General features: G+C 46.0%; 10 protein-coding genes and 1 rRNA gene. 4 read left to right on the plus strand and 7 right to left on the minus strand.

Features of this window, described 5'->3' with window-relative positions:
- Positions 1-199 precede the first annotated feature (199 nt).
- On the plus strand, positions 200-454 hold the full coding sequence (locus ACX17N_RS07755) for a hypothetical protein (protein ID WP_458891948.1): 255 nt from the start codon (positions 200-202) through the stop codon (positions 452-454).
- Positions 455-508: 54 nt separating this feature from the next.
- Here ACX17N_RS07755 and dnaJ read toward each other — a convergent pair whose 3' ends face one another.
- The 4 genes from dnaJ to ACX17N_RS07775 all read right to left on the minus strand — a co-directional run bounded on the left by dnaJ (position 509) and on the right by ACX17N_RS07775 (position 6,490).
- Positions 509-1,624 carry a molecular chaperone DnaJ gene (dnaJ, locus tag ACX17N_RS07760; protein WP_161932817.1) on the minus strand — a complete coding sequence of 372 codons (1,116 nt, stop codon included), beginning with the start codon at positions 1,622-1,624 and terminating at the stop codon, positions 509-511.
- A gap of 106 nt (positions 1,625-1,730) precedes the next feature.
- Entirely contained in the window at positions 1,731-2,108 is a 378-nt protein-coding gene (locus ACX17N_RS07765; RefSeq protein ID WP_458891949.1) for a hypothetical protein, read from the minus strand.
- 141 nt (positions 2,109-2,249) lie between these two features.
- Complete coding sequence (locus tag ACX17N_RS07770; RefSeq protein WP_458891950.1) at positions 2,250-5,372, minus strand: efflux RND transporter permease subunit; 3,123 nt, start codon at positions 5,370-5,372, stop codon at positions 2,250-2,252.
- A complete protein-coding gene (locus tag ACX17N_RS07775) occupies positions 5,369-6,490 on the minus strand; it encodes an efflux RND transporter periplasmic adaptor subunit (RefSeq protein ID WP_458891951.1) in 1,122 nt (373 codons plus the stop codon). The genes ACX17N_RS07770 and ACX17N_RS07775 overlap by 4 nt, the downstream gene beginning before the upstream one ends.
- Before the next feature lie 146 nt (positions 6,491-6,636).
- On the opposite strand from ACX17N_RS07775, the gene ACX17N_RS07780 reads away from it, so the two are divergent.
- The 3 genes from ACX17N_RS07780 to ACX17N_RS07790 all read left to right on the plus strand — a co-directional run bounded on the left by ACX17N_RS07780 (position 6,637) and on the right by ACX17N_RS07790 (position 11,770).
- Positions 6,637-7,254, plus strand: a complete 618-nt coding sequence (locus tag ACX17N_RS07780) for a TetR/AcrR family transcriptional regulator (RefSeq protein WP_458891952.1) — start codon at positions 6,637-6,639, stop codon at positions 7,252-7,254.
- A 150-nt stretch (positions 7,255-7,404) separates the two neighbouring features.
- On the plus strand, positions 7,405-10,095 hold the full coding sequence (gene ppc, locus ACX17N_RS07785; RefSeq protein WP_458891953.1) for a phosphoenolpyruvate carboxylase: 2,691 nt from the start codon (positions 7,405-7,407) through the stop codon (positions 10,093-10,095).
- 370 nt (positions 10,096-10,465) lie between these two features.
- On the plus strand, positions 10,466-11,770 hold the full coding sequence (locus ACX17N_RS07790; protein ID WP_458891954.1) for a solute carrier family 23 protein: 1,305 nt from the start codon (positions 10,466-10,468) through the stop codon (positions 11,768-11,770).
- A gap of 237 nt (positions 11,771-12,007) precedes the next feature.
- Here ACX17N_RS07790 and ACX17N_RS07795 read toward each other — a convergent pair whose 3' ends face one another.
- The 3 genes from ACX17N_RS07795 to rrf form a co-directional block, all read right to left on the minus strand.
- Complete coding sequence (locus tag ACX17N_RS07795) at positions 12,008-13,177, minus strand: PQQ-dependent sugar dehydrogenase (RefSeq protein ID WP_458891955.1); 1,170 nt, start codon at positions 13,175-13,177, stop codon at positions 12,008-12,010.
- A 361-nt stretch (positions 13,178-13,538) separates the two neighbouring features.
- The gene (locus tag ACX17N_RS07800) at positions 13,539-14,900 is read right to left on the minus strand and encodes an MFS transporter (RefSeq protein WP_458891956.1); all 1,362 of its coding nucleotides are present in this window, start codon (positions 14,898-14,900) and stop codon (positions 13,539-13,541) included.
- A 361-nt stretch (positions 14,901-15,261) separates the two neighbouring features.
- Positions 15,262-15,359 (minus strand): 5S ribosomal RNA (rrf, locus tag ACX17N_RS07805); the annotation flags it as partial.

Raw genomic sequence — 15,359 nt, forward strand, 5'->3', positions numbered from 1 at the left:
CTTGGGCTGATCGGCGGACACCAACATCTCGATTCCGATCAAAAGAAGAGTGAATAAATAGATGGGAAAATGTTTTTATATTGGAAAAAATCTTTAAAAATGAAGTTGAAGCAGCCGTTTTTTCACACAACTTACATCTTGCGTACGCAGACTAGCCGTCACGAATCATTCAGTGATAACAATTGTCAGGAGACTTGCTATGCATTCGAAAAAAATAACACTTGCGCTACTTTTAACTGCTGTTGCTGCGCATGTTTGCGCAGAACCTGCTGCCCAGTCAGGAGACAGTGTCGATAGCTTGGCTGGAGTCAAAATTATGACCACGGTGAATGGTCAACCTGGCAGCCTGGCCGAACGTATGGCCGTAAATCAAACCCAAGCGTCTGTTGAGACCGTTCAAGCCAGCGAAGAAACGGTCAGTGTTGAAGCGATTGATGCACCGATCCCGCAATAACTGCTGATGAAAAAAAAGGGCATGCTGAGCATGCCCTTTTTTTATTCGCTTGAATTAATCAAACAAACGATCGAAGAATGATTTTTTCTTCGGAGAAGAATGGCTATCTTCACCATCCATTGTCACTTGTAACTCTTTCAACAATTCACGTTGACGCGCGGTTAAGTTCACCGGTGTTTCCACCACAATACGGCACAGCAAGTCACCTTGCATGCTGGTACGCACAGGTTTTACCCCTTTACCACGTAAACGGAACATCTTGCCAGTTTGTGTGCCTTCAGGAATTTTCAAGCTCACACGACCTTCAAGGGTCGGAATTTCAATTTCTTTACCCAGTGCAGCATCAGCAATGCTCACAGGCACATCCATATACAGGTCTGCACCATCACGCTGGAAGATTTCGTGTTCACGTACCACCACTTCAACGTATAAGTCGCCAGATTGACCATCACGGATGGCTTCACCCTTACCACTTAAACGTACGCGATCGCCATTGTCTACGCCCGCAGGAATGGTCACTTCTAAAGTCTGTTGACGGTCAGAAACACCTGAACCATGACATTTCTGACATGGATTCTTAATGATCTTACCTTGACCGCGACAGGTACCACAGGTTTGCTGTACCGAGAAGAAACCTTGCTGCATGCGGACTTGACCCGCTCCATGACAGGTTTTACAGGTTTCGACATCGTTTGGATTTTTTGAACCTTTACCGTCGCAGCTGTCACATGGTGCAGGTGCGGTAAAAGTAATGGTTTTTTTCACACCTTTTACGGCTTCTTCAAGGGTCAGTTCCATCACATAACGTAAGTCGGAACCACGGCGCTGACGTTGCTGGCCACGGCCACCACCACCAAATGCACCCCCAAAGATGTCACCGAACTGGCTGAAAATATCTTCTGCACTGAAACCGCCGAAGCCACCTCCACCGCCACCGAAGCCACCTTCAAATGCACCATGACCCATGCGGTCATACATGCTGCGCTTTTCGCTGTCGGAAAGAATTTCATAAGCTTCAGAAGCTTCTTTAAATTTTTCTTCTGCTTCAGGATTGTCGGGGTTGCGGTCCGGATGATATTTCATCGCCAACTTACGGTAGGCTTTTTTAATTTCATCATCACTAGCGGTTTTAGCAACACCCAAAACCTCATAATAATCACGTTTAGCCATGTCTGGCGATGCTCCTCACGGAATTTCATTTCATACTGAACAATGCTCTGAAATTGGGGGTGAATCGTGATTTTACAAGGGCAAAAAATGAAAAAAATGAGAAACTTTAGAAAACTGCTTTATTTTTTATAAACTTAGAAACGCCTTTAATCCAAGCATTAAGTAAATATAAAAAGGCAATCAAGGCAAATACCACACCCGCCACGGTAAATCCTGTGACCCACAGTGCACTATTCCAGGTAAAGAAAAATAGGGGAATAAACCAAAGTGCGGCAAACAGACTCAGCACCATATAAATAATAATATTGCGCATCACCCAAAGTGCCTGAGCTTGCAACCAGACTTCTGTATTATCGACTTGGGTAATTTTACGCGCGAACCAATAGGCGAAAATACCGCTAATGACAGTAAACAGTGCCAAAAACATGAAGACATAAGAAATCGCAATAGAACGGCGATACTTGGTTAAACTGTCTTGCTTCATGTGCGATTAAACCTCATTACTACATCTGTGATTTTTTTAATATGTAGCAAAATTCCTAAACTGAAATTTAATAAAAATATAAGGTGCTACTATATTGAAATTTTCCAACTTTCGCACCTGATATTAAAAAAATATTTTGTACTAAGCGGTCTTTTTCACCTTAAACCACTGTGCATATAAAGCAGGTAAAAAGAATAATGTGAGCAAAGTCGCAACTATCAGTCCACCCATAATCGCCACCGCCATCGGACCAAAGAAAATACTGCGCGATAATGGAATCATGGCCAACACGGCGGCCAGCGCGGTTAATAAAATTGGACGGAACCGGCGGACTGTCGCTTCAATAATCGCCTCCCATGTGGCTTGCCCTGCCGCGCGGTCTTGCTCAATCTGATCAATCAAAATCAGCGAGTTGCGCATAATCATGCCCGAAAGTGCAATCGTTCCCAACATCGCAACAAAGCCAAAGGGTTTATTGAACAACAGCAAGAACAGCACTACCCCAATTAAACCCAGCGGGGCGGTCAGCAACACCATGGTGGCACGGGAGATACTTTTGAGCTGCAACATTAATAATGTCATGACCACGGCCAAGAAAAAGGGCATGCCTGCATTCACGGATTTTTGCCCTCGTGCCGATTCTTCTACGGTGCCACCCACATCAAGTAGATAGCCTGCTGGCAATTGTGCGCGCAGCTGCTGCATTTGCTCAGACAACTCTGCAACTACAGTGGCAGGTTGCAAATCCGTTCGAATATCCGCACGTACGGTAATGGTCGGCAGACGATTACGGTGCCAAATCAAACCTTCTTCAAAGCGATATTCTATGTTGGCAAGCTGTGCCAAAGGCACAAAGCCGCCCTGTGTGGTAGGCACAGCCAAACTGGCCAAGGACTCGACACTGAGGCGTTCCGCTTCTTCGCCACGCAATCGAATATCAATCAATTCCCGCTTTTCACGATAAGGATGTAGAACAGCCCCTTGAATGGAACTGTTCAGGAAGTTGGCTAAATCTTGACTGGACACTCCGAGCTGACGTGCGCGATCTTGATCAATCTGTAATTGAATCACTTTGCTGGGTTCACCCCAATCCAGATGCACATTGCTGGTATTCGGATTCTCCCCAATCACCTCGGCTACCTTGTGTGCCCATTGGCGCACGGCATTAAGGTCTTCACCCGATATACGGTATTGAATAGGATAACCGACGGGAGGGCCATTTTCCAATAACGACACGCGTGTCCGTACCGCAGGCAACAGCTGACGAATTTGTTGCTGTAAAGCTTGACGAATTTCATCACGCTCCTCCAAAGAGGAAGCTAATACCACAAACTGGGCAAAACTGGCTTGTGGCAACTGCTGGTCTAAAGGTAAATAAAAGCGTGGTGAACCTGTGCCCACATAGGCGACATAATTATCAATGCCCGGCTGCTGTGAGAGAAAATGCTCCACTTTTTTCACCGCAGCTTCGGTGGCCTTTAACGATGCACCTTCTTCCAGCTTTAAATCTACCAAAATTTCAGCACGATTAGATGGTGGGAAAAACTGCTGCGGTACCCATTTAAACATCAGCACCGACAGTACAAACAGGCCCAGCGTTGCGGCAATTACCGTTTTACGATAAGTCACACACCAATTGACCCACAACCGAAAGCGCTGATAGAAAGCGGTTTGATAAGGGTCATGCGCTGTGCCATGCAACAGCGTGACTTGAGGCGCAGGCTGTTTTCGTAGACGAGCCCAAAGACGTTGATACCATGGGGCTTGAGAGGGGTGCTGCTGCATATCGGGCAGCAATTTATCGCCTAAATAGGGCACAAACAGCACCGCAGCAAACCAAGACACAATTAAAGCAATGGTCACCACCTGAAAAATCGAGCGGGTATATTCCCCTGTACTGGAGGCTGCTGTGGCAATCGGCAGAAAACCTGCTGCGGTAATCAAGGTTCCGGTCAACATTGGAAATGCAGTGGTTTTCCATGCAAAGCCGGCCGCTTCTAATCGGCTATAGCCCTGCTCCATGCGAATCGCCATCATTTCGATGGCAATAATCGCATCATCGACCAGTAATCCCAGTGCCAGAATTAGTGCCCCTAAGGAGATTTTATGCAGCCCAACATCAAATAAATGCATGCCGGCAAAGGTCATGGCCAACACCAACGGAATGGAAAAGGCCACCACCAGCCCAGTGCGAAAACCTAAAGAGAAAAAGCTCACCAGCAAGACAATAATCACCGCCTCTGCCAAGACTTTCATAAACTCATGCACACTGTGCTCAACCGCGACAGGTTGATCGGACACTTTCTGCAGCTGCATGCCTAAAGGCAGCGTGTGTTGCAACTGGGCAAACTCGCTTTGCAAGTTTTCCCCGAGTGCCAGAATATCACCGCCCTTACGCATGGAAACCGCAATACCAATGCCATTTTCCCCCATAAAACGCATTCGCGGCTGGGCAGGTTCACTAAAGCCACGGTACACCTCGGCCACATCGCCTAACTGAATGGTTTGACCATTCACCAGTAACGGCATTTTTTTCAGGTCTTCGACACTGTGTAATTGTCCACTGACCCGAATTTGGATGCGATCCGTTGGGGTCTCAAAATAGCCGGCACTGGCCATGGCATTTTGTTGCTGTAAAGCCTGCTGAATGGCAGTCAGCGGAATTCCGAGTTGTGTCGCTTTGGTATTGGACAAGTCAATCCAAATCTTCTGATCTTGCAGACCGATCAGTTCGACCTTGCCCACATCTTTGACTCGTTGCAATTGCAGTTGTAAGCGGTCGGCATATTCTTTCAGTACGGCATAATCGAAGTCCTTGCCTGTCAGGACATAAATATTGCCAAAGGTATCGCCAAATTCGTCATTAAAGAAGGGACCTTGCACATCGCTCGGCAGTTCATGCCGAATATCATTGACCTTCTTGCGTACGTCATACCAGACATCAGGAATCTGTGCCGAACGCAGCGAGTCTTTGGCCACAAAGGTCACCAGCGATTCCCCTGGGCGGGAATACGCCATGATGCGCTCATAATTGCCGGTGCTCATCAGCTCCTTTTCAATCCGATCGGTCACCTGTAAGGACACTTGCTCGGCAGTAGCCCCCGGCCAGTAGGTTTGTACCACCATGACTTTGAAGGTAAACGGCGGATCTTCACTTTGGGACAGCTTGGAATATGACACCATCCCCACAATCCCGAGCAGAATCATGAAATACAGGATCAAGCCTTTATTTTTTAAAGCCCATTCTGACAGATTAAAATTCATGATTTTGCCCCTGTCGTGGCCGCATTGGTTGCGAGCTGGACGGCACGATTGTTGCGATCAATCGGACGGATTTTTTGGTTCTCACGCAATAAATGTACGCCCCCAACCACCACATAATCATCGGCATTGAGACCTGAAAGCACTGGCACAGTGTCACGCCCATAAGCCCCCAAAGTTACGGGTACTTTATGAATATGGGCATCTGGTCCCACCACCCAGACAAAAGCCTGCTGTTCGCTGGCCGACACACTCGATAAGGGCACGCTGATGACATTGCTTTGTAGCGTGGTGAAAAAGACACGGGCGCTTTGCCCCAATTGAATGTCTTGGCTGGCGGCCTTGAGTGCCACTTTGACGCTAAAGGTTCGGGATGAGTCCGCGGCTGGGGAAATTTCACGGACCGTGGCAGCAAAGCGTTCTTCCGGCTTGGACCATAAGGTGACCCAAGCCGCTTGCCCTAAGCGAATCGTGTCTATCGCCTGTTCAGGTATGCCGATGACCACCTCGCGCTCACCCGCAATCGCCAATTGATAGGCCGCCTGCCCTGCGCTAACCACCTGACCGACTTCGATATGCCGTGCAGTAATGACCCCACTTTTCTCCGCGATCAACTGGTTATAGCGGGTCTGGTTCTGACTGACCTGATAATTGGACTGAGCCTGTTTTAAGCTGGCCAGTGCCGCCTGATACTGATTCTGCATGGCATCATATTGGGAGCGGCTCACCGCATTCATCGGCAATAATTGTTGGAAGCGCCTAAGTTCTTGTTCTGCGACCTTGGCAGCAGATTGCGCACTTTCCAGTTGTGCCCGTGCCGCATTTAATTGTAACTGTGCATCCTTGACGTCTAGAGTTGCCAACACCTGCCCCACACGTACGCGATCCCCGACATCGACATAGCGCTGCAACACCTGTCCAGAGACACGGAAAGCCAAATCGGTTTGTTGACGGGCCTGTACCTCACCGGCATAGCTTTTTTGCTCACTCAATGACGATGTGGGTTGGGTAACCATCACCAGGGGGACATGTTCAGCGACAGCTGGTTCTCGGCTACAGCCCCACAAGGTCAGACTGGATAATATCAAGAGGCTGGCAATCAGGGTCTTAGCAGGGTTCATGCGGTTGTGCTCTTATCTAAATGTCATTTTTAGGGCAAAATACAAAGCTGTGCTTTGAACAATTTTTAATTAATATACCATGCGGTACACTAATTAAAAGTACTGTTAAAAGTAAATGACTTAAATCACTTGAAGTGGAAGATTTTGTGCAAACGAATGTCGGTCGGCCCAAAGATTTAGAAAAGCACAAGCAGATTCTGCTTGCGGCAAAAAATATGTTCCTCAAATATGGCTATCATGGTTCCAGCATGAACCAAATTGCCCAAGAAGCAGGGGTCACCAAGCTTACGATTTATAATCATTTTCAGGACAAAGCCAGTTTATTTACCTGCGCCATTGAACAGACCTGTGAACATTTAATGGCAACACGCCCCTTTGAATTAAATGCCGACAGTGATTTTTTAACGACCTTTGCCCAAGCCTGCCAAATTGCACTGAATATTATTTATCTGCCAGAAGCCATCAAACTGGAACATTTACTGATTGAACTGGCGGCAGAACAAAACCCTTTGGCATTACAGTTTTATAATGCCTCGCATCAAAAAATGTGCGATGGCTGGGAAGACTTTTTCCAGCAAGCCGCGGCACTGGGTTTTATCCAAGCTGCGGATGTTGAACAGCAACGCCTGTTGCTGCTCTCCCTTTTATTGGGACTCAGACATTTAGAAGTGCTGCTTGGCGTGCGCCCCATTCCCAACGCAACACAGCAAAGCGAGATTATTCAACAGAGTATTGAACTGTTTATGCTGAAATACGCCGCTTAAGCCAGCCGCAGCGACAGGCTGAATTGATCCCCAAGCGCGGCACTCAACTGCTAGTTTTATCGCCAAAAGCGTGCGACTTTTGTCTTTCTACTACTTGGCATTATGGCAAATCGGGGTATAGTCAAAAGAATAAGAACTGGAGAATGGAAAATGATTCAACAAATTGATGCTCCACTACGCGAAGACGTACGGTTACTGGGAAATCTCTTGGGTGAAACCCTAAAAGAACACGCCGGGCAAGATTTGTTTAATCAGATAGAACAGATACGCGCACTCGCCAAAGGCGCGCGTGACGGACAAGTCGAAGCTGAAAAACAACTGGAACAACTTTTTCTGAGCCTCGAAGATGAGGAAATTCTGCCATTAACACGTGCTTTTACCCATTTTCTTAATTTTGCCAATATTGCCGAGCAATACCATGTGGTTCGTAGCCGCCGCCAAAGCGAATTCGATCCTGAAGCGCCATCACCCAATCCGCTCGATCATCTGTTTCAAAAATTCAAAGCCCATGAGGTTTCTGCGGAACAGCTCTATCAACAATTATGCGAACTGAAAATTGAGCTGGTACTCACCGCACATCCAACCGAAGTCAGCCGTCGTACCCTGATTCAGAAATATGATGGGATCAACAACTGTTTATTTAAGTTTGATCAGCAAAAACTGACCCCGCGGGAACGCCAAGCGGTATTAGAAGACTTAAAACAGCTGATCTGCTCTGCATGGCAGACCGATGAAATTCGTCAACATCGCCCTACCCCTATCGATGAAGCCAAGTGGGGCTTCACCACCATTGAACAGACCTTGTGGAATGCGGTGCCAAAGTTCATACGTGAACTGGATGGCATGGTGGAAGAACATTGTGGTCAACGTCTGCCGCTGCATGTCGCGCCAGTGCGTTTTGCCTCATGGATGGGTGGCGACCGAGATGGTAATCCGAATGTCACGCATAATGTCACCCAAGAAGTGCTGTGGTTATCGCGCTGGAAAGCGGCTGATTTATATCTTCGGGATATTGAGGATTTACGCTGGGAGCTATCGATTCAAAGCTGTAGCAATGAATTAATGCAAGCGCTGGGCACCCCCCATCCAGAACCTTATCGTGAATATTTACGCGACACGCGTGAGCGCTTAAAAATCACTCGCCAGTGGTTGGCGCAGAAATTACAAGGGCAAGACAGTATTTTAGAGGATAGCCGGGTCATCAAAAGCAAAAATGAACTGCTAGAACCGCTGTTGCTGTGCTATCGCTCCTTGATGTCCTGCAATCTGACCGAAATTGCCAATGGCAAACTGCTGGACTTCATTCATCGCGTCAACTGCTTTGGTATTGAATTATTAAAACTGGATATCCGTCAGGAATCGGGTCGACATCGCCAAGCGATTTCTGCGATTACCGAATATTTGGGACTGGGTAATTTTGAAACTTGGACTGAACAGGCGCGTCAGAACTTCTTATTGCAGGAGTTGCAAAGCAAACGTCCATTGTTGCCGAAACACTTGCATGAACCTGAACAAAGTCTGATTCTGCATCCCGATGTACAAGAAGTCTTTGCCACCATGCGTACACTGGCTGAACAACCTGCCGAAAGCTTGGGTGCCTATATCATCTCCATGGCGGAATATCCGAGTGATGTGTTGGCAGTGTTGCTGTTACAAAAAGAAGCTGGCATTCAGCAACCATTACGCGTTGTCCCGCTGTTTGAAACCCTGAAAGACTTGGATGGCGCAGCACAGACCATGCAGACTTTATTCAGTATGCACTGGTACAAGCAGCACATTCAGGGCAAACATGAAGTCATGATCGGCTATTCCGACTCGGCTAAAGATGCGGGTTTCATGTCTGCCAACTGGGCTCAGTACCGTGCTCAAGAAGAACTGACTGCAATTGCCAAACAGCATGGCGTTCAACTCACCCTGTTCCATGGTCGTGGTGGTTCTATCAGCCGTGGTGGTGCACCTACCCAACAGGCCTTGTTCTCACAACCACCAGGTTCCATTTCCGGTGCCATTCGTGTGACTGAACAAGGTGAAATGATCCGCTTTAAGTTTGGTCTGGAAGGTATTGCCCTACAAAATCTGGAAATTTATACCGCAGCAACACTTGAAGCGACCTTACTGCCGCCACCCGTACCCAAAGCGGAATGGCGTGAGCTGATGCATCGTATGACCGATTTATCGGTACAGGTCTATCGTCAGACTGTGCGGGAAAATCCACACTTTGTGAAGTATTTAAGAACCGTCACGCCTGAACTGGAACTGCAAATGCTACCTTTAGGTTCGCGCCCTGCAAAACGTAAAGTGAGTGGTGGCATTGAATCTTTACGGGCTATTCCATGGGTCTTTGCATGGACACAAATCCGCTTAATGCTACCGGCATGGTTAGGGACTGGGGCAGCCATTAATCAAGTCGTGCAACAAGGTCATAAAGCCACCTTGGAAGAAATGTTGCAACAATGGCCGTATTTCCAGACCCTAATTGATATGTTGGAAATGGTTTTGTCTAAGTCAGATAGCCATGTGGCACTGTACTATGAAGCACATTTAACTCAGGACGAAGATTTAAAAGCCTTAGGGGCAGAATTGCGTCAACGCCTGCAAGAAGCGGTCATGACGCTACTCACCCTCAAAGATGAATCTAAATTGCTGAGCAGTAATGAAGTGTTGGATCAGTCCATGCGTGTACGTAAACCGTATTTGTTGCCGCTACATTTACTTCAAGCCGAATTAATGAAACGTCGCCGCCTGTATCTGGCAGAACGTCAGGCAGAACATACGCCAGTTGATCATGCGCTGATGGTCAGTATCGCGGGTATTGCTGCGGGCTTACGTAATACTGGGTGATCTGACAGAATGATGTTGCTGGCTCAGCATAAGGCTGAGCCAGCAACACCGAGTCTGCTGGTATCGCGATTGGCAAAATCTTTCGCTACCGTCTCAAATTTGCAATGGCTTCAGCCATTGCAAAAATTTTTTTGAAAGATTGATAAAAAAAATTTATCGCTCCACAAACTGAATAAATCTCTGCTGTGCACGCGAACATCTTGAATAATCTCTTGATTTCTTTTTAGTTTAATTTACGCCTTATTTTACCACTTGGTATAAAACCATTATAAATCATACCTCTACTTCATCAAAATCTAAAAATCAATGATTAAATCACTCGAAAAGAAAGAGTATGATGTGCACAATTTGTTTTTAAAGCGGTCAATTTATGTCCAATTGGTTTCCCCAATGGCGTCCTTATACAGGCAATGTCGAAACGCGTCCTGTCGGCACCAGTGAATATCTTCCCCCTGCTCAAAGTGTTGTGCTCGGTATTCAACATGCATTTGCCATGTTTGGTGCAACGGTACTGGCACCGTTTTTAATGGGGTTTGACCCCAACCTTGCCATCTTAATGTCCGGGATTTGTACCATTCTGTTCTTTTTCATGACGGGTGGTCGAGTACCGAGTTACCTCGGTTCTAGTTTTGCCTTTATTGGGGTAGTGATTGCCGCGACAGGCTATGCGGCTTCAGGAACAGGCGCACCGAATGCCAATTTAGCCTTAGCCGCTGGCGGGATCATGGCATGTGGTGTGTTATACGCCCTGTTTGGTCTCATGGTCATGGCCACTGGAACCAAATGGATTGAAAAGCTGATGCCACCGGTCGTTACGGGCGCTGTGGTGATGATCATTGGTCTGAATTTAGCACCTGTCACGGTAAAAGGCGTTGCTGGCAATACCTTTAACATGTGGATGGCCTTGGTGACTGTGCTGTGTATGGGTACGATTGCGGTATTTACCAAAGGCTTATTACAGCGTTTACTGTTATTAATCGGCTTATTACTAGCGTATTTGATTTACTTTATTGTGTCAAATGTCATGGGTTATGGCACACCAATTAATTTTAACCCCATTCAGCAAGCGGCATGGTTTGGTCTCCCAACCTTCCATTCGCCCCAGTTTGATATCAATGCAATGCTGATTATTGCTCCAGTCGCGTTAATTTTAGTGGCTGAAAATTTGGGCCATATTAAAGCTGTCAGTGCCATGACGGGTGAGAACCTAGATCCGCAAATTGGTAAAGCCTTTTTGGCAGATGGTGTTGCCACCACGCTTTCTGGTGGTGTGGGTGCGCCAGGCATGACCACGTATGGTGAAAACATTGGTGTCATGGCTGTCACTCGTGTCTACTCAACCATTGTATTTGTGATTGCGGGTATCTTTGCGATTTTCTTGGGCTTATCACCGAAGTTTGGCGCCATCATTCACACGATCCCAAGTGCAATTTTAACAGGCGCATCAATTGTGGTCTTTGGTTTAATTACCATTGCCGGTGCGAAAATCTGGATCGAAAACAAGGTCGATTTTTCTAAAAATAAAAACCTGATGGTTGCTGCCGTCACCATTATTTTAGGTACAGGGGACTTTGCCCTCCAATTCGGAAATTTCAATCTGGGCGGTATTGGTACTGCAACGTTTGCAGCCCTAATTTTGAACTGGTTCTTTAGCCTCAATGATAAAAGTGAATAACGACTGATATCTTAAATAGCAGCCTTCGGGCTGCTTTTTTTTATTTGGTTGCTGAAGGTACTACCCACTATAAAGGGTGTACTCAAGATCAAGAAGAGCTCTGAAACATGAACTTGCAGTGATGTGCCGCACTTTTGCGGGACGGTGTATTGCACAATTTCTGGCAATCGGCATCTTCATCATAAGCGCCCTCGTAGCTGATGTGCCTGGGGTGTGATTTCTTGTCACGTATTCAACTTAGTGGATTGCGGTCAGCTGAAAAAGTTGAGCGTTCTTACCATCTTCAATGCCCCAAATCGTTCCATCTTGAGCTTCAACCAGACCACGGATACGCTGATTCATGTTTAAGCGCTGTATTTCCTGTACAGGACGTGTTTCTGTATCTACCACAATAATAGCTTGGGAAGACAAACCACCGATGAGGGCTTTATGGCTCCATTTCGGAAACAGCGTTCCGCGATAAAACATCAAGCTGGATGGCGAAATGACGGGTGTCCAACTCAGTTCAGGAGCTTGAAATTCGGGGCGTGTGGCATGATCGGGTATATCACGTCCACTATAATGATCGCCATTGGATACTATCGGATAACCATAATTTGCTGCCTTACGAATCAGATTCAGTTCATCCCCGCCTTTGGGGCCCATTTCTGCCACCCACAGCTGCCCATGACGATCAAAAGCCATACCTAAAGGGTTACGATGCCCCAAACTCCAAACTTGTGCTGCAATCGGACCCTGTGTCCTAAATGGATTGTCTTGTACTGCTGAGCCATCCTCATTCAGTCGAATAATTTTGCCTAAATTACTTTGTAGATCTTGCGCTGGTTGAAACTTCTGACGCTCTCCCGAACTGATCCACAATTTTCCGGCAGCATCAAATAACAGCCGATGTGCATAATGTCCCTGTCCAGATACTTTGGGTATTTGCTGCCAAATCGGCTTGAACTGGCTCAGTCGGGGCGAAGCAGAAGTAAGATCATCCAGTTTCGCCTGAATCACCACTGCCCCATATCCCCCTTGACCCGCTTCGGCATAACTCAAATAAAGTAGATGATTGTGTTGAAAATCAGGATGCAACACCACATCGCCCAAACCACCTTGACCGCCATAAGCCACTTTAGGCACCCCGGCTACCGCGATTTTTTGTTGCGTTTGCGGATTAAAAATGAGCAGTGCACCAGCCTTTTCGCTAATCAATAAGCGTTGATCAGGTAACAAGATAATTGCCCAAGGCTCATCCAATTCACTCATCTTGTTGACTTTATACGGTTGTAAAACAGCCACCGATTCGTTTTCAGCTTTTAGGCTTTGTTCACCTGTGCTGCTATTTTCTGCATGACATGCTGCCATCAAAACAGAACTCAATACCCCCAACCAGAATCCAAAACGATTTTTAACATTATTCATGGCACCCTCAATGAAGGTCGGATTTGCTTTTAATCTAACCAAAATCAATAGTGAGCAAAAGATAGAATATGTAGCCCAGATGCATGCCCCTTTACTAAATTGATGTCAGCCAAAACGTACAAGCAATGCAGCAAACACGCCTAGACCTTAGTCGTATTTCGGATTAAATTGAACTCATACAGAAACAGGATGTTTCTTAGAATAACAATAAAGAGTAACAACAGGACGTTGAGGTATTACAGGAGTTTTACCTTTCATGAAATACCAAAAAGCCCCGATAGGATGTCGGGGCTTTTTCTATGCCATCTTTAAATCAGCAATAAAAAAGAGCCTCTAAATGAGGCTCTGATCTTGAATCGGTTTAAGTATAAGAACGCTGTTTACTGCTTTGCACAGCAGCAGGGGCTTCAGCCACTTCTTCCGCTTTATTCACTTTAATCAAAGAGACTGCAAACGCGGCAATAATCGCTGGAATAGCAACCGCAATGAAGTTCATTTTGTGCGGTAACTCCATCCCCAATAACATTCCAATCACGATTGGACCAACAATGGCACCTACACGTCCAATGCCTGATGCCCAACCTAAACCTGTCGAACGTACCGCCAATGGATAATATTGTGCCACATAGCTATACAGCAGAATACTACAACCAATGGATGCTGCACCTGCCAATGCAACCAATAAATAGATGACCGGTTGTGGAGAATTAAAGCCTAATCCTACCAATGCACATGCCCCTACAATCAACATACTGATAATCACGGGTTTCAAATGGAAGCGGTCTGCAAGAATACCACCGCCAGCTGTACCAATCACGGCACCAATATTTAAGGACAATAAGAACATCAAGCTGCTGCCCAATGAATAGCCTGCAGCCATCATCAGTTTTGGTAACCAGCTGCCTAAGGCATAAACCATCAATAAACACATGAAAAAGCATGCCCAGAATAAAACGGTTCCCATACCACGACCGTTCTTGAACAATGCTGCTACAGAAGCATCTGGCACTTTCGCTTCATTTAATACTAAAACAGTATTTTCAGTAATTTTTTCATCTGGAACAAGACGTTGAATAATATTACGCGCTTTTTCAGTTTGTTGGTCTTTCACCAAGAAAGTCACGGATTCAGGCAGGAACTTCCATAAAATCGGAATAAATAACAGTGGAATGCCTGCAATAAAGAACATGATTTTCCAACCGAACGTTGGGGTAAAGGCTGCACCTAATAATGCCGCCATAATCCCACCCATGGCATAACCACTAAACATTGCCGTGACTAAGGTACTCCGCACTTTCTGAGGTGCATATTCCGAGGTCAACGCTACCAAGTTAGGTAATACTCCACCGATCCCTAAACCTGCGATAAAGCGCAAAATACCAAATTCAGTCGGGTTTGAAGCAAAGCCACCTAAAAATGTGAAGCCACTAAATAGCGTCACACAAATAATAATCACTTTTTTACGCCCAATTTTATCGGCCAGCATACCAAATAGCATCGCACCGAACATCATGCCTGCCAATGCGGTACTGGCGAGCATACCCGCTTGTACTGCTGTCATTCCCCACTCTTTCATCAACAGGGGAAGTGCTACACCATTGATGGCTAAGTCGTAGCCATCAAACAAAACGACGAATAAACACCACAAAACTACCGTTAAATGAAAGGGTCTAAATTTAGCCTGATCGATTACAGCATTTACATTCATTGTTGTCGCTGTCATTTTTACTCACCTCCAATTGTGAGACTTTATTTTCAACATACAATGAATAGCCATTCATTTTTTGTCTAAAACCTCAAGGGTATAAAGATATACCTAAGAGGTATTCGACCCATCAAATGGTAGAATTTGTCAGCGATTTAAGTCGGAAAATGAGCAGTAAATGTAGTAAAAACGTTACTTATATCGTAACTTAAAGAAATTAAACATTAAAAATCAATGTGCTAAATTCAAAACTTCATACAATCAGACCAAAGTTAACTTGCTTTAGAGATTGTTAATTATTATCTGGATAAAATATTACGATTTCCCGCATATAAAAAAACACCCCCTGTTGATTAACAGGGGGTGTTTAGAATTAATGAGCTGGCGATGACTTACTCTCACATGGGTAACCCCACACTACCATCAGCGCTAAGAGGTTTCACTTCTGAGTTCGGGAAGGGATCAGGTGGTTCACTC

It is taken from the genome of Acinetobacter sp. GXMZU3951, assembly GCF_054457875.1.

What these genes read in the sequence shown, in the direction of transcription:
- ACX17N_RS07755 (WP_458891948.1), top strand. Translation starts at nt 200, where the DNA reads ATGCATTCGAAAAAAATAACACTTGCGCTACTTTTAACTGCTGTTGCT.
- dnaJ (WP_161932817.1), bottom strand. Translation starts at nt 1,624, where the DNA reads ATGGCTAAACGTGATTATTATGAGGTTTTGGGTGTTGCTAAAACCGCT.
- ACX17N_RS07765 (WP_458891949.1), bottom strand. Translation starts at nt 2,108, where the DNA reads ATGAAGCAAGACAGTTTAACCAAGTATCGCCGTTCTATTGCGATTTCT.
- ACX17N_RS07770 (WP_458891950.1), bottom strand. Translation starts at nt 5,372, where the DNA reads ATGAATTTTAATCTGTCAGAATGGGCTTTAAAAAATAAAGGCTTGATC.
- ACX17N_RS07775 (WP_458891951.1), bottom strand. Translation starts at nt 6,490, where the DNA reads ATGAACCCTGCTAAGACCCTGATTGCCAGCCTCTTGATATTATCCAGT.
- ppc (WP_458891953.1), top strand. Translation starts at nt 7,405, where the DNA reads ATGATTCAACAAATTGATGCTCCACTACGCGAAGACGTACGGTTACTG.
- ACX17N_RS07790 (WP_458891954.1), top strand. Translation starts at nt 10,466, where the DNA reads ATGTCCAATTGGTTTCCCCAATGGCGTCCTTATACAGGCAATGTCGAA.
- ACX17N_RS07795 (WP_458891955.1), bottom strand. Translation starts at nt 13,177, where the DNA reads ATGAATAATGTTAAAAATCGTTTTGGATTCTGGTTGGGGGTATTGAGT.
- ACX17N_RS07800 (WP_458891956.1), bottom strand. Translation starts at nt 14,900, where the DNA reads ATGACAGCGACAACAATGAATGTAAATGCTGTAATCGATCAGGCTAAA.